Annotated in this window: 15 protein-coding genes; 7 read left to right on the top strand and 8 right to left on the bottom strand. The window is 67.9% G+C overall.

From position 1 onward, the window contains the following. Window positions 1–16 precede the first annotated feature (16 nt). Window positions 17–1,375, top strand: a complete 1,359-nt coding sequence (locus ABE522_RS08270) for a TolC family outer membrane protein (RefSeq protein ID WP_346591270.1) — start codon at window positions 17–19, stop codon at window positions 1,373–1,375. Window positions 1,376–1,511: 136 nt separating this feature from the next. Here the strand turns inward: ABE522_RS08270 and ABE522_RS08265 are convergent, their stop codons facing one another. Beyond that, complete coding sequence (locus tag ABE522_RS08265) at window positions 1,512–2,471, bottom strand: hypothetical protein (RefSeq protein ID WP_346591269.1); 960 nt, start codon at window positions 2,469–2,471, stop codon at window positions 1,512–1,514. Between the two features lie 515 nt (window positions 2,472–2,986). On the opposite strand from ABE522_RS08265, the gene ABE522_RS08260 reads away from it, so the two are divergent. Then, the gene (locus ABE522_RS08260) at window positions 2,987–3,655 is read left to right on the top strand and encodes a hypothetical protein (RefSeq protein WP_346591268.1); all 669 of its coding nucleotides are present in this window, start codon (window positions 2,987–2,989) and stop codon (window positions 3,653–3,655) included. Between the two features lie 82 nt (window positions 3,656–3,737). Further along, window positions 3,738–5,123, top strand: a complete 1,386-nt coding sequence (gene mgtE / locus ABE522_RS08255) for a magnesium transporter (protein ID WP_346591267.1) — start codon at window positions 3,738–3,740, stop codon at window positions 5,121–5,123. 61 nt (window positions 5,124–5,184) lie between these two features. Here mgtE and ABE522_RS08250 read toward each other — a convergent pair whose 3' ends face one another. Continuing rightward, window positions 5,185–6,150 carry a hypothetical protein gene (locus ABE522_RS08250; RefSeq protein WP_346591266.1) on the bottom strand — a complete coding sequence of 322 codons (966 nt, stop codon included), beginning with the start codon at window positions 6,148–6,150 and terminating at the stop codon, window positions 5,185–5,187. Between the two features lie 130 nt (window positions 6,151–6,280). Next, complete coding sequence (gene waaA / locus ABE522_RS08245) at window positions 6,281–7,600, bottom strand: lipid IV(A) 3-deoxy-D-manno-octulosonic acid transferase (RefSeq protein ID WP_346591265.1); 1,320 nt, start codon at window positions 7,598–7,600, stop codon at window positions 6,281–6,283. 70 nt (window positions 7,601–7,670) lie between these two features. On the opposite strand from waaA, the gene ABE522_RS08240 reads away from it, so the two are divergent. Then, a complete protein-coding gene (locus ABE522_RS08240) occupies window positions 7,671–8,588 on the top strand; it encodes an LpxL/LpxP family Kdo(2)-lipid IV(A) lauroyl/palmitoleoyl acyltransferase (RefSeq protein ID WP_346591264.1) in 918 nt (305 codons plus the stop codon). 494 nt (window positions 8,589–9,082) lie between these two features. Here ABE522_RS08240 and ABE522_RS08235 read toward each other — a convergent pair whose 3' ends face one another. The 3 genes from ABE522_RS08235 to ABE522_RS08225 are packed head-to-tail and all read right to left on the bottom strand — an operon-like array spanning window position 9,083 to window position 11,721. Further along, window positions 9,083–10,411 carry an O-antigen ligase family protein gene (locus tag ABE522_RS08235; RefSeq protein ID WP_346591263.1) on the bottom strand — a complete coding sequence of 443 codons (1,329 nt, stop codon included), beginning with the start codon at window positions 10,409–10,411 and terminating at the stop codon, window positions 9,083–9,085. Continuing rightward, window positions 10,392–11,507, bottom strand: a complete 1,116-nt coding sequence (locus ABE522_RS08230) for a glycosyltransferase (protein ID WP_346591261.1) — start codon at window positions 11,505–11,507, stop codon at window positions 10,392–10,394. The genes ABE522_RS08235 and ABE522_RS08230 overlap by 20 nt, the downstream gene beginning before the upstream one ends. Before the next feature lie 16 nt (window positions 11,508–11,523). Further along, a complete protein-coding gene (locus ABE522_RS08225) occupies window positions 11,524–11,721 on the bottom strand; it encodes a zinc-finger domain-containing protein (protein WP_042614687.1) in 198 nt (65 codons plus the stop codon). A 213-nt stretch (window positions 11,722–11,934) separates the two neighbouring features. Here ABE522_RS08225 and ABE522_RS08220 point away from each other — a divergent pair, with 213 nt between their 5' ends. Further along, window positions 11,935–15,282 (top strand): GH92 family glycosyl hydrolase, encoded by a 3,348-nt coding sequence (locus ABE522_RS08220; RefSeq protein WP_406846325.1) that lies wholly within the window; start codon window positions 11,935–11,937, stop codon window positions 15,280–15,282. Next, window positions 15,279–15,977, top strand: a complete 699-nt coding sequence (locus tag ABE522_RS08215) for a basic secretory protein-like protein (protein ID WP_346591260.1) — start codon at window positions 15,279–15,281, stop codon at window positions 15,975–15,977. The genes ABE522_RS08220 and ABE522_RS08215 overlap by 4 nt, the downstream gene beginning before the upstream one ends. A 115-nt stretch (window positions 15,978–16,092) precedes the next feature. Here ABE522_RS08215 and ABE522_RS08210 read toward each other — a convergent pair whose 3' ends face one another. Together ABE522_RS08210 and ABE522_RS08205 are read right to left on the bottom strand one after the other, a co-directional pair. Then, complete coding sequence (locus ABE522_RS08210; RefSeq protein WP_346591259.1) at window positions 16,093–18,384, bottom strand: NADP-dependent malic enzyme; 2,292 nt, start codon at window positions 18,382–18,384, stop codon at window positions 16,093–16,095. 238 nt (window positions 18,385–18,622) lie between these two features. Continuing rightward, entirely contained in the window at window positions 18,623–19,966 is a 1,344-nt protein-coding gene (locus ABE522_RS08205) for a dicarboxylate/amino acid:cation symporter (protein ID WP_346591257.1), read from the bottom strand. A gap of 236 nt (window positions 19,967–20,202) precedes the next feature. Here ABE522_RS08205 and ABE522_RS08200 point away from each other — a divergent pair, with 236 nt between their 5' ends. Further along, the gene (locus ABE522_RS08200; protein ID WP_346591256.1) at window positions 20,203–21,363 is read left to right on the top strand and encodes an OprO/OprP family phosphate-selective porin; all 1,161 of its coding nucleotides are present in this window, start codon (window positions 20,203–20,205) and stop codon (window positions 21,361–21,363) included. The last annotated feature ends 1 nt before the right edge of the window (window position 21,364 follow it).

Raw genomic sequence — 21,364 nt, 5'->3', positions numbered from 1 at the left:
GTCCAAGGAAGCCGCAATGATCCGCCGAACCCTCGCTATTGCGCTGGCCACCGTCCTGCTGCCGCTGTCCGCCCATGCCGCCGACCTGCTGCAGGTCTATGAAATGGCCCGCAATGGCGACCCGCAGCTGTCCGCTGCCGAATCCACCCGGCTGTTCGACAAGGAAGGCGCCGTGCAGGCACGCGCCGCCCTGCTGCCGCAGATCAACGGCGTCGCCTCGTTGAACCGCACGCGCACCGAAGACCGCGGCAACAACACCGGTACCTTCGAAAGTCGCCGCCGCACCTACACCATCGATGGCAGCCAGACGCTGTTCAACTGGAGCCAGTTCAGCACCCTGCGCGCCCAGCGCGAACTGAGCCGTGCGGCTGATTTCACCCTCGATTCGGCCAACGACGACCTGATCGTGCGCACCTCGGCGGCGTACTTCAACGTGCTGGTGGCGATCGAATCACTGAACGCGGCCAAGACCAACGAAGAAGCGGCCAAGAAGCAGTTCGATTTCGCCGACAAGCGCCTGGAAGTCGGCCTGGCGCCGATCACCGACGTGCATGAAGCGCGCGCCCAGTACGACCAGGCACGTGCCAACACCATCGTCTCGCAGAACACCCTCGCCGATGCCTACCAGGCACTGACCGAACTGACCGGCCAGCCGGTGACCAACCTGCGCGGCCTGCCGGAGGACTTCCGTCCGGAAGTGCCGGCCAACCGCGGCAACGTCGACCAGCTGGTGCAGAGTGCGGTATCGCAGAATCCGGCGCTGAAGGCGCAGGAACTGCAGGTCAGTGCATCCGAAGCCAGCGTGCAGGCCGCACGTGCCGGCCACCTGCCCACGCTTGCCCTGGGTGCCAGCGTGGGCCAGGGCGCGACGTGGGGTGACAGCACCGGGGCGGGCGGGCTGAGCCCGGATACGCGCACCAACAGCGTTGGCCTGACCTTGAACGTGCCGATCTTCTCCGGCGGCGCCACCCAGTCCGCGGTCCGCCAGGCGCTGGCCCAGCGTGACATCGCGCAGGATGGCTACGAACAGCAGAAGCGTGCCCTGGACCGCAACACCCGCAACGCGTACCAGACGCTGGTGGCGGGTATCAGCGAAGTGGAAGCCCGCCGCCTGGCAGTGGTCTCCGCGCAGAGCGCCTACGACGCATCGCAGGTCGGCCTGGAAGTGGGCACCCGCACCGTGCTGGACGTGATCCAGAACCAGCGGATCCTGTTCTCGGCACAGCTGGATTACGCCAACGCGCGTTACACCTTCCTGCAGAACCGCCTGCTGCTGAGCCAGGCTGTTGGCGCGCTGGACATCGCCGAACTGCAGGACATCAACCGCCTGCTGACCGTCGACGCCGGCAACCCGAGCACCACGGTCAACAACTGACCCCAGGCCGGTGTGAACACAAAAAGCCACCCGCATGCGGGTGGCTTTTTCGGTAGTGACGGCCGCTGGCCGTCAATCGGTTGGGCGCCCTGGTGGGTGACGACCGTTGGTCGTCACATGCAACCGGCCGACGCGCTCACCACCCCATGTTCACCGCCACCTGCGGCACGAACACCTCGCTGCTGTTGCGGCCGGCCAGCGACACCTGCGCGCCGGCGACGAGCGCGACATGGTCGTTCCAGTGGTACTGGATGGCCGGGACGACAGAGAACCGCCAACTGGCCGGATCGCGTCGGTACATCTCCTCGCTCCCCGTTGCCTTCGCCACCCTGCCGTGCACGCTGCCGGCGCTTTCACGCTCATGCAGCAGCTCGCCGGCCAGCACCCAGGTGGGCGAAAGGCTGTACTCGGCCGCCAGCAGGCTGGTCACTGCCGCACCCAGCCGCACCCTGCCATCGAAGCCCACCGGCGTACCGAACGCGCTCTGGCCCCGCACGCCGGCATTCGCGCCCGGCGTGCGCCACAACGTACTGGCGCGCATCCGCAGGTGCCCCTCCTGGAAGTAGGCCTGGCCGTGCAGGCCAAAGCTGGTGGCGCCCACGCCCGTTCCGCTGGCGACCGAGATCGGCCGCTCTTCCAGCCGGTCGTGATGCCCGGTGGCGATGCTCTGGCGGATGGCCAGGGTCAGCGTGGGACGATGCGCGCCCTGCCCCTTGTACAGCCCGAACAGCGCGGACAACGTGGTGTCACCGATATCGAAGGCACGCTGGTTGGCGTCGTCCCGGTTGTAGGACGCGTTCAAGCTGGCCGCGATGGTCAGGCGCTCATGCAACCCGTACTGGATCGGCACGGCCAGGTACCAGCCGTCCGGCCCACCGGCATCGCGACGGTTGCCTTTTTTGTCATACAGGCCGCGCAGCTGGCTGTTGATCAGGTAGGGCTCGATGTTGAGCATGCCCACCGGCAGCGGCGGTGCGGGGCTGAGCAGCGGGCCGGCAAAGCGCGGCCCCTCGGCGGCGGCGTGACTGGCCAGCGTGGATGCCAGCAGCATCACGACCACGGTCCCTGCGGAACGGCGGTTGACGCGATCGGACATGATGTTCTCTCTCCTCGACACAAGCATCTGCCTGCCCTGACGACGCTAGGCGGACTTCCGCCACACGGACATGCGGGAAGTTGAGGAGATGAGATTTTGAAAGCTATCGAATGTTCTCAATAGAAACAGGCGGCCTATGGAAAGCAGCGCGCGCAGCGCCAAACGCCACGTGATCAATGTCGCATCCGCCTTGTCCTGAAGCGAGAACAGCACGCGCCTCCGAGCAAGAAGCGTGCTGGCGCGCACGAAACGAGGCGCATGCACCGCATCCTGCTTGACGCGCCCGTATCGAGGCCAACACCATGCGCCCACTTCATCGCCCCGGGGGCCCCTGCTTGGACAGTCACAGTAGATCCTGCTTTTACTGAGCGGACCCGACACTGCCAGGCAGGTCGCGTCCGCCAGGACGGGGCCCGGTGCCGCCCGCCGTGGGCGGCCTGAACTTCGAACATCGCACTGTTTACCTTCGGCCCAAGTGGGAGCCGCTGGCGTATCCGTCTACCGGAGAAACGACCATGCGCTTCACCTTCCTTCGCCTTGCCCCGCTGTGGGCGACCCTCTCTGCCAGCGGCCCGCTGCATGCCGCCGCCAGCCTGCTGGTGGACGATGCCGGCACCACTCCGGAAGGGACCTGCCAGCTGGAAACCTGGACCCGCCAGCCTGCCAGCCATCGGGAACTGACCGCCGTGCCGGCGTGCACGTTGTCCGGCACCGAACTGTCGCTGGGCCTGGGCCATCTGCGTGGCGAAGGCACCGTGCCGTGGGCGCTGGGTGCCAAACGGACGTTGCGCCATTGGCACGACGAACGCCTGCAGTTGGCCGCATCCATCGAGACCGCCGGCGATGTCCGGCACGGCGATGCACGCAGCTGGTCACTGAATCTTCCAGTGAGCGTTGCACTGGATCGGCAGGCCCTGTCCGCCGCGCATTTCAACGCCGGATGGAGCCGATCGCGCCACGAACGGGGCATCACCGTGGGTGCCGGCGTCGAGATCCGGATCGCCCCGACGTGGTCGCTGCTGGCCGAACAGGCACGCGACGCGGCCCGCCAGCGCAGCAGCCAGCTGGGCATGCGCCGTCACCTGCGCGGCGACGCTTCGCTTGACCTGCTCGGCGGGCGCGGTCACGGCGCGGCAGGCGCTTCGTGGATCACCGTCGGCCTGAACCTGCCGCTGTCGCGCTGAGCCGCTCCGCGCCGGCGCGCGTCTGCCGCCTCCCCCTTTCCTGCTTCCCCATTTCCTCAACCAGACAAAAGGAATCATCACGATGAACCGTGAAGAGCTGATGTTCGCCGTACGCCGCTTTGCCCATGCACCCGACCGCGAAGGCTTCGCGGCGCTGGTCCGTGCATCGCATCCCTCCGACCTCGCCGAGGCCCTGCTGTGCACCTCCGCGCAGTCGCTGTCCGCGCTGTTGCTGCTGCTGGATCCGCAGCAGCGGGCCGACCTGTTCGCCCACCTGGCCTTCCCGCAGCAGGATGAACTGCTGGCGCTGCTGCCCCGCCAGACGGTCTTCGACCTGTTCGAACGGATGCCCGCCGATGACCGCGCGGATCTGTTCAATCGCCTGGACGTGCGGTCCCGTCCGGACTTGTTGGCTGGCCTGGATGGCGTGGAGCGCGACGACATCCTCACGCTTTCCGCCTACCCCGAGCAGTCGATCGGCTCAGTCACCACCTCCGATTTCGTCGCGATCAACAGCACCCAGACCGTCGTGCAGGCGCTTGCGCATATCCGCACCCTCGCCCCCAGCAGCGAGACGATCTATGCGCTGTATGTCCTTGATGATCAACGCCGGTTGCAGGGAACCGTGTCGCTGCGCGACCTGGTGGTCGCCCAGGCCGATACGTCGGTGGCCAACCTGGTGCGACCGGACCCGGTTTTCGTACAGGCGGCGTGGCCGCGCGCGCAGGCCGCCGAGCTGATCCGCCGGTATGACCTGCTGGCGGTGCCGGTGCTGGATGCCAGCCAGGCCATGATCGGCATCGTCACCGTCGACGATGCGATGGACATCGACAAACAGCAGGATGCCAACCAGCTGGCGCGCTTCGGCGGCACGACGGTGGCGGGCGGCACGGACCTGGACATGATGGCCACCCCGCTGCGGCGGATGTTCAGTGTCCGCGTGTTCTGGCTGGCGGTGCTGACCTTCTTCGGCATCATCACCAGTACCTTCGTCGCCGCGCAGGAAGAACTGCTCAGCCAGGCGATCGTGCTGGCCGCGTTCATCGCACCGATCGTGGACATGGGCGGCAACACCGGCAGCCAGTCGGCCACGCTGGTCATCCGCAGCATGGCGCTGGGCGAACTGGGACTCAACTGGCGGCATGTCCTGTTCGTCATCCGGCGCGAGCTGCCGGTAGCGGCGATGCTGGGCGTCACCATCGCCCTGTTGGAAGCGGTGCTGGCGTACTTCAGCAAAGGCGTGGGGATCGACGTGCTGCTGGTGGTCGGCCTGAGCATGCTGGTGTGCACCGCATTGGGCGGGGTCGTCGGTGCGCTGCTGCCGTTCCTTGCGCGTCGGATGGGCACTGATCCGGCGACCCTGTCATCGCCGCTGATCACGTCGGTGATGGACCTGGTCGGTGTGTTCGTCTACTTCGGCTTTGCCTGGGCACTGCTTGGCGACCAACTGGTCGGCGCGGGCACCTGAGACAGGCGCGATGAGGGGGGGTGCGGCGTATCAGCACGATGCGCCGCACCCCACTGCCAGGTCAGAACCCGACGTTGAGCGCGACCTGCGGGGCCACCAGCGCGGCGGCATTGCGTCCCGCGACACCCACCTGCACCCCGGCGATCAGCCCTACCCGGTCACTGACGTGGTATTGCACCGCAGGCAGCAGGGACAGTCGCCACGACGATGGCAGCTGCCGGCGCTCGGCGTTGCCTCGCCGGTCGTGGCCGCGCAATGTCGAGCCCCCATCCTGTTCGTAGACCACTTCGCCCACCAGCGTCCAGCGCGGGTCCACGCTGTATTCCGCCGACGCCGTGGCACCCGCACCGTGACCCAGCTGGATGCGGCCACTGAACCCGCTGGCGGTGCCGTACGTGCTGCGCCCGTGCAGGCGTGCGCGTGCTCCCGGCACGGTCCAGTCGATGCTGGCGCGCGCGCGGAGCAGTCCCGCAAGCAGGTAGGCCTGGCCATGCAGCACCAGCGTGGTGGAAGCCGCGCCGGTACCACTGCCGGGCACCTCGTGCCGTTCCAGCCGATCATGGCGGCCGGTGGGAAGCCGCTGGCGCACGGTCAGCGCAAGCCGCGTGCGGTTCGGCACGTCACGATCAAGCAACCCGAACGATGCCGCCACACTGGTATCGCCGCGGGCAAAACCGCGGCTGCCGCCGGCCAGACGGTTGTACTGCCCGCGCAACGTACCGCCAATGCTGACCCGGTCCGTCACCCCGTACTGGATCGGGATGGAGGTGGTCCACTGCACTGGCGCACGGCTGCCCCGACGATGGCCATCGCCATCGAAGCGGGCCCCCGACTGGCCGGAGACGAGGTAGGGCTCGATGTTGAAGGCCCCCTTTGGCAGCGGAGGCGCAGGCGTGGCCAGCGGGCCGATGAAATGCGGGGAATCCTGCAACCCCGCCGCGTGCCCGCAGGCGGCCACTGCGGGCAGCAAGGCGATGGCCAGGCGCACGCTGCCACGACGCCGTGGCAGACAAAGACGAAACAGCATGGCGTTCTCCACGAAAGGCAGGCAGATGCCTGTTCGTGGACGCTAGGACGCTGCGGCTGGTGGGCCCTATCGGTCGAATCTGAAATGAAGCCGGCTCGGCCGATGCGTCACTGCGACCAACGCAATCGCGTCAGCAGTCGGCGGCCGCAGCGCTGGAGAGCGGCGGCGGCAGCTGCGGTTCTACCAGCGCGATCGTGCGCTTCAGGGCACCCCTGCCATTGCTGACCAGCGCGCAGCCGGCCCGCGCCATGTCCTCGCGGGCCTGCGCGTCGGACAGCAGGTGCTGCAGGTGTTCGCCCACCGACTGCACGTCCTGCCCTATCAGCAGCGCATCGGCCTCGAGCATGCGCCGCGAGATTTCGGCGAAATTATGCAGGTGCGGACCGGTGACGGCCGCGGTCCCCATCGCCGCAGGCTCCAGCAGGTTGTGCCCGCCGATGGCCTGCAGGCTGCCGCCCACGAAGGCGACCTGGGCACACGCATAGAAGGACATCAGCTCACCCAGCGTATCGATCACGAACACATCGCTGTCGGCCTGCGGCCAGTGCTGCGCGCGGCGGGTGGCCACCTGCCAGCCCTCCTCGCGTGCAAGCGCGTCGACGCGGGCGAACCGTTCCGGGTGGCGCGGCGCCCACAGCAGCAACAGCTGCGGATGCTGCATGCGCAGCCGCCGGTGCAGGTCGATGATCGCCTGCTCTTCGCCCTCGTGCGTGCTGGCGGCGATCCACACCGGCCGCTTCGCCGGCACGCTGCGATGGAACTGCGCGACGAAGGCCTGCACGTTGGGCGCGGCGATGTCGAACTTCAGGTTGCCCAGCGCCTGCACCTGCGCCGGATCGGCGCCGAGCTGGATGAAGCGCGCGGCGTCGTCTTCGGACTGCGCCGCCACGCAGGTGACGGTGCGCAGTGCACGCCGGATCAGCGCGGCGAGCAGCCGGTAGCCACGCAGCGAACGCGCGGACAACCGGGCATTGAGGATGTACACCGGGATCGATCGGCTTCGGCAACCGAACAACATGTTCGGCCACAGCTCGGTCTCCAGGATCAAGGCCAGGCTGGGTTGGAAATGGTTGAGGAAGCGCCCCACGCTGCCGGGTACGTCATACGGCAGGTAGACGTGGTCCACGGCATCGCCCCAGATCGCGCGCACCCGCTCCGAGCCGGTCGGGGTGATGGTGGTGACCACCCAGCGGATGTCCGGCCGCAGCGCGCGCAGTGCGTTGACCAGCGGCGCGGCGGCGTTCACCTCGCCGACCGATACCGCGTGCAGCCAGACACGTGGCTGGCAGCTCGAATCCGGGTAGGAGGCGTAACGCTCGTCCCAGCGCTGGAAGTATTCCCGGACCCGGAACCCGCGCCAGACCAGGTGGTACACCGTGATGGGCAGCAGCAGGTAGAGCACGGCCGAATACAGGCCGCGCAGGATCCATTCGACGGGGTCTTTGCGCATGCGGGAAGGATACGGGAGGGCCCGCTGAAAGACACGCGGCCCGCCCATGGGGCCTTGGTAGAATGGGGGCATGTCCGATGCCACCACCGCCCCCCGTCCTTCGCTGCGCGACCCGCGCAACTGGCCCATGTTCGCCGTGATGCTCGGCGCCTTCGCCATCGCGCGCCTGCCGTGGATGCTGCAGCGTGCGCTGGGGCGCGGCGTCGGCTGGGTCAGCTGGCGGCTGGCGGGCAGCCGGCGCAAGGCGGCCGAGGTCAACCTCAGGCTGTGCTTCCCGGAAAAGGACGATGCGTGGCGCCAACGCCTGCTGCGCGATAGTTTCGATGCGCTCGGCGTGGGCATTTTCGAGTTTGCCCGCGCCTGGTGGGGCAGCATCGCCACGATCCGCCCGCGCGTGCATGTGGAAGGCGTGGAGCACCTTCAGAAGCTGAAGGCCGAAGGACGCGGCGTGCTGTTGGTTTCAGGCCACTTCATGACCCTGGAGATGTGCGGCCGCCTGCTGTGCGACCACGTCGAGCTGGCCGGCATGTACCGCAAGCACCGCAACCCGGTGTACGAATGGGCGGTGAAGTTCGGCCGGCTGCGCTACGCCACCGCGATGTTCGCCAACGAAGACATCCGCGCCAGCGTGCGGCACCTGAAGAAGGGCGGGTTCCTGTGGTACGCGCCGGACCAGGACATGCGCGGCAAGGACACCGTGTTCGTGCCCTTCTTCGGGCACACGGCCGCCACCATCACCGCCACCCACCAGCTGGCGCGCATGACCGGCTGCGCGGTCGTGCCGTACTTCCATCGCCGCGAAGGCGGCGACTACTACCTGAAGGTGGGCGCCCCCCTGGACAACTTCCCGACCCAGGACGTGGAAGCCGATACCGCGCGGGTCAACCAGGCCATCGAACAGATGGTGCGCGAGGCCCCGGACCAGTACCTCTGGATCCACCGCCGCTTCAAGCGCCAACCCGGTGGCCGCAGTTCCTATTACGAGTGAAGAACCGTTCGCGTGCTGCGTTGATCGATTCATGGGTTGAGTCGGGGGAGGATGCTGAGCGGGACACGCCGCACGTCCCGCTCCGCGGCCCGGCCCAGCCGCTGGCGGCTGTGCGTTCGAGCGCCTGCGAGGCAGTGCCTCGCATGCCATGCGCTCTCACCCATGTAGGCTGCGTCGCCGCATCCATGCGGCTCAGCGTCCCGCGCAGCACCCTCCCCCGCCTCCGGACACTGAACGTGTCCCGCGGAGTTGGGTCAAAAAAGAGCAAAAGCAGAAGCCGCCGACCATGGTTCGGCGCTACCGTTCTATTTTTCTGGCAGGCGGCCACCGGAATCTCTCGGGGCGACGGGCGGAGGGGCTGGGCGGGGGCGTTGAGCGCCATGGATGGCGCGAAACGAGGCCCGCAGGATGCGGCTCCTGCCGTCCCCCGCGCAGTCCCACCGCCCGTCGCCAACACCTGGAACGCCGCCAAGAGCGCCAACAGCGAAGCGTTTTCAGTCGTTGGAACCCGGCTCGTCCCGCGCCAGCAGGCTGCCGGCGAACAACGCCGCCAGCAGCACCGTGACCCCACCCCAGAACGTGGAATGGAACGCCAGGTGGGTATTCAACGGGAACACCGTGACCGCCAATGCGAGCATGGCCGGACGCGCCCGCTCGCGCGCTGCCGGCGGCGCGAACCGCCATGCCCGCCACGCCTGTGCCGCCGCCGCCAGCCACAACAGCAGGCCGATGACCCCGGTTTCAGCGAGTATTTCCAGCACGATCTGATGCGCATGCAACGCCGGCCCCGCGCCCCATACCCCGTTGCTCCCGGCAGCCGGATCACAGTCCGGATAGGCATCGCGGAAGCCACGCGCGCCCACGCCATTGATCGGATGGGCCTGGATCATGCAGCCGGCCGCGGACCAGATCCTTCCGCGCCCGGACAGCGCCTGGTCCATGCCATCGTCATCGCCTTCCCAGGCCTGCGCGGTGCGGACCACGCGGTCATGCAGCTGCGGAACGCTGTAGGCAAGGCCTGCCGCCACCACCAGCCCACATACCGCCAGCAGCGCCAGCTGGCGCCCACCGAACAGACGCCAGCCGCTGTAGGCCACCACCAGCGCGAAGGTGATCCACGAAGCGCGTGAGCCGGCCAGCAGCAACACCACGCCGATCGCCAGCGTGGCCACCGTCCAGCCGATCCGACCGAAACGGGCCGCCACGGGCAGCAGCAGGAAGGCCGACAGGCTGGCCAGCACCTGACCGAATTTAAGGTTGCACGGTCCCAGCGCGCCACTGAGGCGATCAGCCAGCGCGGCTTCTTCGGCACTGCACAGCGGCCGCTGGCTGGCCAGCTGCTTGAGCTGGTCCAGCGACCAGAACCACGGACTGGTGCCGGCGGCCGCCTGCACCAGTGCGTCCAGTGTCCACGCCGCGGTGATCACGGCCAGACCCCCCAGGGTCAGCGTGCGCCGGGCCGGCGTGGCCACCGCGATGGCGACCAGCCACATGAAAGGCAGGTAGCGCAGCCCGGCTGCGGTCTTGGTCCAGGCTGCTGAAGGATCCACTGCATCCAGCGCGGACAGCGCCTGCGGCAGCCAGTAGCCGAGGAACAGGATGCTGGTCAGCGCCCAGGCGGCCGGGCTGAGCAGGCGCGGCTGGCCCTGCAGGCGGCGGGTGACCATGCGCACCGCCGCATAGATCGCCCCCAGCGCCAGCACGCCTTCGGCGATGCCCGGCAGCGGCCACAGCGCCACGAAGGCCAGCACCACCCACGGCGCCCAGCGGCCGGCGCGATCATCGATCACGGCGGGCTGCGGGTCAGCCGGCAAGGTCGGCATACAGGCGGAGGGTGTCGCGTTGCATGGCCTGCAGGGTAAACGGGATGCGTGCCGGCGGCGACGGGGGCGCCGCCAGCAGGGCCAGCGCGCGTTCACCCAGTCCCTGCATGTCGCCCAGGGCGACGGCGCCGCCGGGCTGCAGCTGGCGCAGCAGTTCGCCCACGCCGCCGTGGTCCCAGCCCAGCACCGGCCGGCCCACGGAAAGGGCCTCCACCACGGTTCGACCAAAGGCCTCGGGCTTGTCGGACAACTGCAGGACCAGGTCACTGGCGGCGTAGGCCTGCGCGATCTTCGAGGTCGGAGCGCTGATGTGCACGGCATCGCCGACCGCCAGTGCCTGCGCCTGCCGGCGCAGTTCCTGTACGTAGGCTTCGCGCCCGGGTTCGTCCGTGCCCAGCATCCACAGCTGCGCCATCACCCCGGCCGCATGCAGGCGTGCCAGCAGCTGCAGGGCGTGGGTGTGGCCTTTCAACCGGGTCCCGCGGCCGGGCAGCAGCAGCACCGGCGCGGTCACTTCCGCCAGCCAGGGGTGGTCCTTTGCCAGCGCCAGCCTGGGGCGTTTGTCGTGGCTGCCGACACGCGGGAACTGCACGGTGTCCACGCCGCGCGGAATCACCTGCAGGCGCGCGGACGGCACCGTTGGGTAGTGCTGCTGGACGAAGCCGCGCACGGTCTCGGACACGCAGATCACCCGCTCGCCGGTGGTCATGACCGCGCTGTAGCGTCCCGGTGAGTTCAGTCCGTGCACGGTGGTCACCCAGTGCGGGCGCTGCGCGGCAGGCAGCGCGCGTACGGCATGCAGGCCCAGCCAGGCCGGCAGCCGCGAGCGCGCATGCACGATGTCCGCGCCGACCTCGGCGAACAGGCGGCGCAGGGTGGGCATGTGGCGCAGGGTCAGCAGCGATTTGCGGCCGATATCCAGCGTGAGATGCTCGGCACCGCTGGCCAGCAACGGCTCGACCAGCCGCCCGCCGGCAGACACCACCAACGCACGGTGGCCGGCCTGGACCAGCGCGGCGGCGATTTCCAGCGTAGAGCGCTCGACACCGCCGGAGTGCAGCGCCGGCAGCAACTGCACCACGGTCAATCGGCGCATCAGCTCAGGCGCCCGATCAGTCGGCCAGCACGAAGACGGCGCCGCAATAGGCGCACTTCGCTTCGCCGTTGGGTTCGTCTTCGATCGGCAGGTACACGCGCGGGTGCGAGTTCCACAGCGCCATCTCCGGCGTCGGGCAGCTCAGCGGCAGGTCGCCGCGGTGCACGGTGTAACGCTTTTCAGCGTTGGCGGGAGCGGTGGCGGTATGGCTCATGGCGGGCGTCGTGGATGGGATTGCGAGGGCTGGGATTCTATCACCGGTGGCGGCGCGCGGTCGGCGCCGGTGGGCGCTTGGGCTGCGGCCGGAAGACGCGTTTTGGATCGTTCCATATGGCGCGGCGCACCAATTTGGATCGAACCAAATGCACTTGTCAGCGCCAACATGCGTGTTGCAGGATGGTCCGCGTTGCTCTGGGAGGAGACCGCAATGCCCCGTAATGCGTCTGACCGTGCCCGCCGCGCGCCGCTGTGCCTCGCGCTGGCCTTCGCCATGCTTCCCGTCGCCCATGCGGCCGCGCTGTCGACCTCGTTCGAGCCCGGGCAGCCGCTGCCCCCCGCAGGCGCTGGCGGCCAGTTGAGCCTGCGCGTGGGGCCCGGCCCGGCCGATCCGTACGCGGCCAAGCCGAGCGCGGGCTACAGCGGCCAGCACGCCCTGCAGTACCGCAGTACAGGTGGCACTGCCCGGCAGGTCCTGTTGACGACCGACCAGCAGATCGACGCCGACACCACCCTGAGCTGGATGGTGCTGCCCGAAATCGTGGACGGCGATACCGTCGCTTCCACGTATGTCTCGCTGGACCTGCTGCTCGACGACGGCCAGCGCGTGTCGGCCAGCGCGGCACGTGACCAGCACGGAGTCGCCCTGGGCGCCGCGGCGCAGGGCGGGTCGAAGACGCTGTACCCGCAGCAATGGGCACGCAAGGCCGTGCGGCTGGGCGACGTAACCGCCCTGCGGGGGCGCCGCGTGGTGGCCGTTGAACTGGACGTAGCCAGCGCGGCAGGCAAGCCGGTGACCGGCTGGATCGACGATGTACGGCTGGACGCCACGCCGTCGGTCGTACCGGCGCGACCGTCCGAGTGGGTGCTCACCACGCGGGGTACGCAGTCCAACGGCCGTTTCTCGCGCGGCAACAACTTCCCCGCCACGGCGGTGCCGCATGGCTTCAACTTCTGGACGCCGGTGACCGATGCCGGCGTGCTGAACTGGCTGTACCGCTGGAACGAGCACAACGACGCGGACAACCGCCCGCGCCTGCAGGCATTGTCGCTGAGCCACCAACCCAGTCCGTGGATGGGCGACCGGCAGACCTTCCAGGTGATGCCGTCGGCCAGCCGCGGCGTGCCCGAAGCCGACCGTGCCAAGCGCGCGCTGGCGTTCTCACATGACCAGGAAAGCGCGCGTCCGTATCGCTACGACGTCCGCTTCGACAACGGCATCACCGCCGCCATCGCCCCGACCGACCACGCCGCCCTGTTCCGCTTCGAGTTCCCGACCGGCGGCGATGCCAACCTGCTGTTCGACAATGTCGATGCGCGCGGCGGGCTGACCCTGGACGCCGCCAGCCAGACGCTTTCCGGTTACACCGATGTACGCAGCGGCCTGTCCAATGGAGCGACGCGCATGTACGTGGTGGCGAGCTTCGACCGTCCGTGGCGCAGCAGTGGCACGCTGCAGACCGGGCGCCCGACCGGCTACATCAAGTTCGACCCTGGCAGCGATCGCCAAGTCAACATGCGCATCGCCACCTCGCTGATTTCGGTGGAGCAGGCGCGCCACAACCTGGCCCTGGAACTGAGCGCCGACGACGACCTGGAACGCGTGGCCGCCCGCGCCCAGGATGCATGGGACGTGCGGCTGGGCGCCTTCGACATCGGCGACGCCAGCGACGACCAGAAGACCACGCTGTATTCCAGCCTGTACCGGCTGTACCTGTATCCCAACTCCGGCCATGAAAACGTCGGCACCGCACAGTCGCCGGAGTGGCGCTACGCCAGCCAGGCAAGCGCGGCCGAGGACAACACCGATGGCAGCGCGGTGCGCAGCTTCGCGCCGGTCCGCGATGGCAGGGTGTACGTCAACAACGGCTTCTGGGACACCTTCCGCACCACCTGGCCGGCCTACGCGCTGTTCCGCGCCGAGGACGCCGGCGCGCTGGTGCAGGGCTTCCTGGAACAGTACAAGGCGGGCGGCTGGGTCGCGCGCTGGTCATCGCCGGGCTATGCCGACCTGATGGTCGGTACCAGTTCGGACGTCGCCTTCGCCGATGCCTGGCTGAAGGGCGTGCGCGGTTTCGAGGTGGATACCGCGTATGCCGCAGCGCTGCGCAATGCCACGGTGGTGCCACCGGACCGCCACGTCGGCCGCAAGGGCATGGACCGTTCCCCCTTCACCGGCTTTGCCAGCGCCGACGTGCACGAGGGCATGTCGTGGACGATGGAAGGGGCGCTCAACGATTTCGGCATCGCCAACATGGCGACCCGGCTCGCCGGCGCGGCCGGCTCCAGCGCCGAGCGCGAGCGTTTCGCCACCGAGGCGGACTACTTCGGCCATCGTGCGGCGGCCTATGCAACGATGTTCGACCCGTCCGCCGGCTTCTTCCAGGGCCGGCGCGAAGATGGCAGCTGGCGGGTGGCCGCAAAGGACTACGACGCCCGCGTCTGGGGCCACGACTACACCGAATCCAATGGCTGGACGTTCGCCTTCACCGCGCCCCACGATGGCGAGGGGCTGGCGGCGCTCTACGGCGGCCGCGAGGCGCTGGCCGCCAAGCTGGATGCCTTCTTCGCCACGCCGGAAACCGCCGACCCGGCGTTCGCCGGTTCCTACGGCGGGCTGATCCATGAAATGACCGAAGCGCGCGATGTTCGCATGGGCATGTACGCCCACAGCAACCAGCCTTCGCACCATATCCCCTGGATGTACCTCTACGCCGGCCAGCCGTGGAAGACCCAGAAGCACGTGCGCGAGATCCTGGCGCGCCTGTACGTGGGCAGCGAGATCGGCCAGGGCTACCCGGGTGACGAAGACAACGGCGAGACGTCGGCGTGGTACGTGTTTGCTTCGCTGGGCCTGTATCCGCTGCGGATGGGTGCACCGGAATATGCGATCGGCTCGCCGCTGTTCCGGCACGCCAGGGTCACCCTGCAGGACGGCGCGGTGCTGACCGTCAACGCGGCGGACAACTCGCCGGCAAACGTGTACGTGCAGTCGTTGAAGGTCAACGGCAAGCCATGGACGAAGACCTGGCTGCCGCATGACATCGTCGCGGCCGGTGCCACGCTGGACTTCCAGATGGGCCCGCAGCCGTCGCGCTGGGGCACCGGCGAAGGCGATGTACTGCCGTCGCTGACCGCACGCGGCCAGCACCCTGCGCTGCTGCATGACCTGCTGGTCAAGGGCGCGCAGGCGCGGCTGGAAGACGGTCGTGCACTGGACGCGCTGGTCGATGACAACGCCGCGACCGCTGCCCCGCTGGGCGCGAAGGCCACGGTGGTGTTCAGCGGCATCGCCGATGGTGCGCCGTCGATGTATACCCTGACCAGTGGCGACAGCGCGATCCGTGGCGGCGCCTGGACGCTGGAAGCGCGCGCCGCAGGGGGTCGCTGGACCACGCTGGATACGCGCAGCGCCGAAGACTTCGCCTGGGCCCGCCAGACCCGTCCGTTCCGCATCGCCAAGCCGGGCCGCCATGCCGAATACCGCCTGCGCATCGGTGCGCCCGGGCGGATGCAACTGGCCGAAGTGGAGCTGCTGGCCGCGGGGACGACGCCATGAACCGTGCGTCGAACCCTCTGCTGCCGGGCGCCCTGGCTGCGTTGTGCCTGCTCGCCTCCCCTGCCGCGCATGCCTTCGAAGCGACGCAGCAGCGGGGCGGCGTGACCCTGCGCTACCAGGACGCCCGCGATGCGCTGCCGGAGGCCATGCGCCAGCGGATCATCGACACGTTCTTCAAGGCCTACCTGCCGCAGCGCGCCGACTTCCATCCGATGGCGCCGACGCAGGCCGCCATCGTGATCGATCCGGCATACGACGGCATCGCCTATGTCGGCGAGAAGGCCAAGGCGGCGACGATCACGATCAATCCGGCGTGGCTGGCCAAGCACCCGGGTGACACCGATCTGGTGACCCATGAGGCCATGCACATCGTGCAGGGCTACCCGGAGTACGCCAACGAGCGCGTACCCGGCTGGCTGGTGGAAGGCATCGCCGACTATGCGCGCGACCGCTACGGCGTGGACAACGCCGCCGCCGGCTGGGCGCTGCCGCTCGCGGTAAAGGACGGGCAGGATTTCGACACCGGCTACCGGGTCACCGGCGCGTTCCTGAAGTGGAGCGAGGCGGCCCATCCGGGCCTGGTGAAGGCGCTGGATGGCGCACTGCGCAGCGGCGCGTATACACCGGCGTTGTGGCAGCAGCAGACCGGCCAGGCCTTGCCGGCCCTGTGGGCCACGTACGCAAAAGCACGATAAGAACGCACACGCCCGTACCCCATCCGAAGCAGAGCCCCCTTGTTGTTCAAGGGGGCGCGCCGAAGGTGGGGGGATAAGGGGGAATGCGTGGGCAAATCGAGCCTGTGAAGAAGGCTTACGCCTTCTTCTCGGCCTCGATTTGCTTGCGGATCTGCGCATCCACCGCGGCGATCGCGGTCATGTTCAGGATCCGGCGCGAGGTCGCGCTGCTGGTCAGGATGTGCGCCGGCTTGGCCACGCCCATCAGGATCGGGCCGATCGCCACGCCGTCGGTGAACACGCGCACCAGGTTGTAGGCGATGTTGGCCGCTTCCAGGTTCGGCAGCACGAACAGGTTGGCGCGGCCGCTAAGGGTCGAGCCCGGCAGCAGCTTCTGCCGCAGGGCTTCATCCCACGCGGTATCACCCTGCATCTCGCCGTCCACGTTCAAGCGCGGATTACGCTTGAGCAGCATCTCGCGCACCTGGCGCATCTTCAGCGCGTCCTTCGAATCGTGGCTGCCGAAGTTGGAGTGCGACAGCAGCGCCACGTTCGGCTCGATGCCGAACAGCTTCATGCGGTAGGCCGCCTGCAGCGTGGCTTCGGTCAGCTGTTCGGCAGTGGGATCTTCCTGCACGTGGGTGTCCACGAAGAAGAACACGCCCTGCTGGTTGATCACGCCGGTCATCGCCGAAGTCGAGGTGACCTTCGATTCCAGCGGCAGCACGCTGCGCACGTAACCGAGCTTCTTGTGGAAGCGGCCGACCACGCCGGTCAGCAGCGCATCGGCTTCACCGCGCGCCACCATCACCGCGGCGATCAGGGTCGGACGCGAGCGCATCAGGTTCTTCGCTGCGGCCACGGTGACGCCACGACGGCCGGTCAGCGCGTGGTAGTACTGCCAGTACTCGTTGAAGCGCGGGTCATCGTTGATGTTGGTGACCTGGATGTTCTCGCCGATCTTCAGGCGCAGGCCCAGGCGTTCGATGCGCGCCTCGATGACGTCAGGGCGGCCGATCAGGATCGGATGCGCCAGGTCTTCGTCGACCACGTTCTGCACCGCCTGCAGCACCACTTCCTCCTCGCCTTCGGCGTACACCACGCGCTGCTTGTCGGTGCGCGCGCGGTCATACACCGGCTTCATCATCAAGCTGGTGCGGTAGACGAACTCGGACAGCTTCTGGCGGTAGGCGGCCATGTCGGCGATCGGCCGGGTGGCCACGCCGGAATCCATCGCGGCCTGTGCCACGGCGGCGGACAACTCGACCAGCAGGCGGCGGTCGAACGGGCGCGGAATCAGGTATTCACGGCCGAAGCTGGGGGTGTCACCGCCGTAGGCCGAGCCCATGTCGGTGGCTGCACGCCGTGCCAGCGCGGCGATGGCGCGCACGCAGGCGATCTTCATGTCTTCGTTGATCGCGGTGGCGCCCACGTCCAGCGCGCCGCGGAACAGGTAAGGGAAGCACAGGACATTGTTGACCTGGTTCGGGTAGTCCGAACGACCGGTGCCGATGATCGCGTCGGTACGGACCGCGCGCACGTCTTCGGGCATGATTTCCGGCGTCGGGTTGGCCAGCGCGAAGATCACCGGGTCCGGCGCCATGGTCTTGACCATGTCGGCAGTCAGGATGCCCGGCGCCGACAGGCCCAGGAAGATGTCCGCGCCGTCGACGATCTCGGCCAGGGTGCGCTTGTCGGTGTCACGCGCGTAACGCGCCTTTTCCGGATCCAGGTCGGTGCGGCCGGTGTGGATCACGCCGTCGCGGTCGAAGGCGAGGATGTTTTCCGGCTTCAGGCCCAGCTGCACCAGCATGTTGACGCAGGAGATGCCGGCCGCGCCCATGCCCGTGGTCGCCAGCTTCACTTCTTCGATCTTCTTGCCGGTGATCGCCATGGCGTTCAGCACCGCCGCACCGACGATGATCGCGGTGCCGTGCTGGTCATCATGGAACACCGGGATCTTCATCCGCTCGCGCAGCTTGCGCTCCACGATGAAGCACTCCGGCGCCTTGATGTCTTCCAGGTTGATGCCGCCGAAGGTCGGCTCCAGCGAGGCGATGATGTCGACCAGCTTGTCCGGGTCCAGTTCGTCGATTTCGATGTCGAACACATCGATGCCGGCGAACTTCTGGAACAGCACGCCCTTGCCTTCCATCACCGGCTTGCCGGCCAGCGGGCCGATGTTGCCCAGGCCCAGGACGGCGGTGCCATTGGAAATCACCGCCACCAGGTTGCCGCGTGCGGTGAGCTCGCTGGCCTGCTGCGGGTCGGCCATGATCGCTTCACAGGCGTAGGCGACGCCGGGCGAATAGGCCAACGACAGATCACGCTGGGTCAGCATCGGCTTGGTCGCCGTGACCTTGATCTTGCCCGGCGGCGACATGCGGTGGTAATCGAGGGCGGCCTGTTTGAAATCTTCTTTGGACATCGACGTTGGGCACATGAATGGGCAAGAGGGACAGGGGATCATACCCCCGTTGAACGATGCGGACCTGTCGCGGGGCTGTCGCTGCGGATGCTGCAACGCACCAAGCGAAGGGTTCCGCCTGCTGCCCAGCATCGCGCTGCGTTCCCTACGCGGATGTGACAGCGAGGCGCGACCGCCAGCAGGAAAAACGGCGGGGCCACGTCATTGCTGACGGGCCCCGCACCCTGACGTGGAAGGGTCAGATCCTGGCAGAGCCGAGCGGCAGGGCCGCATCGACCGGCGGCGGCAGCTCGCTTTCGCGGCCGTCCAGCGCCAGCTTCAGGCGGTCACGATCCAGCGCGCCTTCCCAGCGCGAAACCACCACGGTGGCCACCGCGTTGCCGATGAAGTTGGTCAGCGAGCGGCATTCGCTCATGAAACGGTCCACGCCCAGGATCAGCGCCATGCCGGCCACCGGCACTTCCGGCACCACGGCCAGGGTCGCGGCCAGGGTGATGAAGCCGGCACCGGTGACGCCGGCGGCGCCCTTGGAGCTCAGCATCGCCACCAGCAGCAGGGCGATCTGGTGGCCCAGGCTCAGTTCGGTGTTGGTGGCCTGGGCGATGAACAGCGCCGCCAGGGTCATGTAGATGTTGGTGCCATCCAGGTTGAACGAATAGCCGGTCGGGACCACCAGGCCGACCACCGACTTGCTGCAGCCGGCGCGTTCCATCTTTTCCATCAGCGAGGGCAGCGCGGACTCGGAAGAGGACGTGCCCAGCACCAGCAGCAGTTCGGCCTTCAGGTAGCGCGCCAGCTTGAACACCGAAAAGCCGCACAGGCGCGCTACCGCGCCCAGGATCACCACCACGAACAGGAAGGCGGTGAGGTAGAACGAGCCGACCAGCCAGGCCAGGTTGATCAGCGAGCCGACGCCATATTTGCCGATGGTGAAGGCGATGGCACCGAAGGCGCCGATCGGGGCGGCGCGCATCAGGATATGCACCAGCTTGAACACCGGGGCGACCAGCGCTTCCAGGAAGTTCAGCACCGGCTTGCCCTTGTCGCCGACCAGCGCCAGCGCGATGCCGAACAGCACCGCCACGAACAGCACCTGCAGGATGTTGCCGTCCACGAACGCGCTGACCAGCGTCTTGGGGATGATGTCCATCGCAAAGCCGACCAGGGTGAGCTCGTGCGACTTCTGCACGTAGCTGTTGACCGCGGTCTGGTCCAGGTCGGCCGGGTTGATGTTCATGCCCGCGCCCGGCTGCACCACGTGCGCCACGATCATGCCCACCACCAGTGCCAGCGTGGAGAAGAACATGAAGTACGCCATGGCCTTGGCGAAGACCCGGCCCACGGTGCGCAGGTGGGTCATGCCGGCGATGCCGGTGACGATGGTCAGGAAGATGACCGGGGCGATGATCATCTTCACCAGATTGATGAACGCGTCACCCAGCGGCTTCATCTTCTCGCCGACCAGCGGCTCGTAATGGCCCAGGACGGCACCCAGGATGATGGCGACCACCACCTGGAAATACAGCTGGCGATAGAACGGCAGCGGCTTGGTCGGCACCGGGGAAGCGGCGGGAACGTGCATGGCGGGCTCCGGAAGGGGACAGGTGACGCCGTTGGCACGAAGGAAACGTGGCGCGGCATCGGATGGCGCCCTTTGTACGCCGCGCGGACGCATCAGCAGATAACCTATTGGTACTACCCTCCCGGTTCAGGCTGCCTCCGGACCCTTTCTGCGCCTAAACTGCGCCGGGCGCTACGACCCCGCCGCGGCGGATGAGCCTGTAGTTCCACCTTTCCCGAACAGAGATCTGCCGTCCCATGCGAATGACCCCGACCCTGATTGCCCTGTCCCTGGCTGCCAGCCCGCTGCTGGCCGGCGCCGCCGGTTTCGACAACTGGCCGACCAAGGTGGCGTTTGCTGACGGCACCGAGCTGGCCGCCACCGGCAACATCGCCTACGACTGGAACAATTTCTCCGGCGACATCGAAAATGCCGACGCCGTGCGCCGCAAGGAATTCGGCGCCACCTTGAAGAAGAAGGGCGTGTATGACGCCATGGTGTACTACGACTTCCAGTCCGATACCTGGCTGGACGTGTACCTGCGCCTGGAAAGCAAGGCGTTCGTCGGCCAGGACATCGGCAAGTTCCGCTTCGGCTACATGAAGACCCCGGTCGGCCTGGATGCGGTGACCAGCTCGCGCGCCGGCAGCTTCATGGAATTCGCGATGCCGGTGCAGGCGTTCTACGCCGGCCGCCGCACCGGCGTGGACTGGATGCTGGAGCGCCCGGCCTACCTGCTGCAGGCCGGCCTGTACGGTGGCAAGGACCTGCAGGGCGACAACCCCGGCACCATGCAGGCGGTGCGTGCGGTGTGGACCCCGGTCAAGGCCGAAGCCAACGTGCTGCACCTGGGCCTGGCGCTGTCGCAGGAAAGCCCGCGTGGCTGGCGTGATGGCCGCGACGTGCACCATGAAGCGACCGCGCGTTTCCGTGCGCGTCCGGAGGCCGGCCTGACCGACCTCCGCCTGGTCGATTCCGGTGCGCTGGTCACCGCCGACAAGATCAACCGCGCCGGCCTGGAAGGCATCTTCATCCGCGGCCCGTTCTCGGTCCAGGCCGAAGCGTTGCAGGCCACCATCACCCGCGAAGGCAAGCCGGACTACACCGGCAACGGCCAGTACGTGATGGGCAGCTGGGTGCTGACCGGCGAATCGCGCGGCTACGGCAGCGGCAGCGTGTCCAACGTCAAGCCGGCGCGTGACTACGGCGCGGTGGAAGTGCTGGCGCGCTACAGCCGGCTGGACCTGGACGACGCCGACGTGCTCGGTGGCCGTGAACACAACTGGACCCTCGGTGCCAACTGGTACCTGACCAGCCACTTCAAGTTCCAGGCCAACTACATCAAGGCCGATGCCAGCCGTCGCGGCGTGCATACCAAGCCGGAAATCTTCGAAGTCCGCGCGCAGATGCATTTCTGAT

The sequence above is a fragment of the Stenotrophomonas lacuserhaii genome (assembly GCF_039674585.1).
Classification (GTDB): Bacteria; Pseudomonadota; Gammaproteobacteria; order Xanthomonadales; family Xanthomonadaceae; genus Stenotrophomonas; species Stenotrophomonas pennii_A.
Note: the sequence above shows the minus strand (reverse complement) of the source record. Positions and strands in the feature narration are given on the sequence as shown.

Coding starts and splice junctions, on each gene's coding strand:
- ABE522_RS08270 (WP_346591270.1), top strand. CDS start 17: ATGATCCGCCGAACCCTCGCTATTGCGCTGGCCACCGTCCTGCTGCCG.
- ABE522_RS08265 (WP_346591269.1), bottom strand. CDS start 2,471: ATGTCCGATCGCGTCAACCGCCGTTCCGCAGGGACCGTGGTCGTGATG.
- ABE522_RS08260 (WP_346591268.1), top strand. CDS start 2,987: ATGCGCTTCACCTTCCTTCGCCTTGCCCCGCTGTGGGCGACCCTCTCT.
- mgtE (WP_346591267.1), top strand. CDS start 3,738: ATGAACCGTGAAGAGCTGATGTTCGCCGTACGCCGCTTTGCCCATGCA.
- ABE522_RS08250 (WP_346591266.1), bottom strand. CDS start 6,150: ATGCTGTTTCGTCTTTGTCTGCCACGGCGTCGTGGCAGCGTGCGCCTG.
- waaA (WP_346591265.1), bottom strand. CDS start 7,600: ATGCGCAAAGACCCCGTCGAATGGATCCTGCGCGGCCTGTATTCGGCC.
- ABE522_RS08240 (WP_346591264.1), top strand. CDS start 7,671: ATGTCCGATGCCACCACCGCCCCCCGTCCTTCGCTGCGCGACCCGCGC.
- ABE522_RS08235 (WP_346591263.1), bottom strand. CDS start 10,411: ATGCCGACCTTGCCGGCTGACCCGCAGCCCGCCGTGATCGATGATCGC.
- ABE522_RS08230 (WP_346591261.1), bottom strand. CDS start 11,507: ATGCGCCGATTGACCGTGGTGCAGTTGCTGCCGGCGCTGCACTCCGGC.
- ABE522_RS08225 (WP_042614687.1), bottom strand. CDS start 11,721: ATGAGCCATACCGCCACCGCTCCCGCCAACGCTGAAAAGCGTTACACC.
- ABE522_RS08220 (WP_406846325.1), top strand. CDS start 11,935: ATGCCCCGTAATGCGTCTGACCGTGCCCGCCGCGCGCCGCTGTGCCTC.
- ABE522_RS08215 (WP_346591260.1), top strand. CDS start 15,279: ATGAACCGTGCGTCGAACCCTCTGCTGCCGGGCGCCCTGGCTGCGTTG.
- ABE522_RS08210 (WP_346591259.1), bottom strand. CDS start 18,384: ATGTCCAAAGAAGATTTCAAACAGGCCGCCCTCGATTACCACCGCATG.
- ABE522_RS08205 (WP_346591257.1), bottom strand. CDS start 19,966: ATGCACGTTCCCGCCGCTTCCCCGGTGCCGACCAAGCCGCTGCCGTTC.
- ABE522_RS08200 (WP_346591256.1), top strand. CDS start 20,203: ATGCGAATGACCCCGACCCTGATTGCCCTGTCCCTGGCTGCCAGCCCG.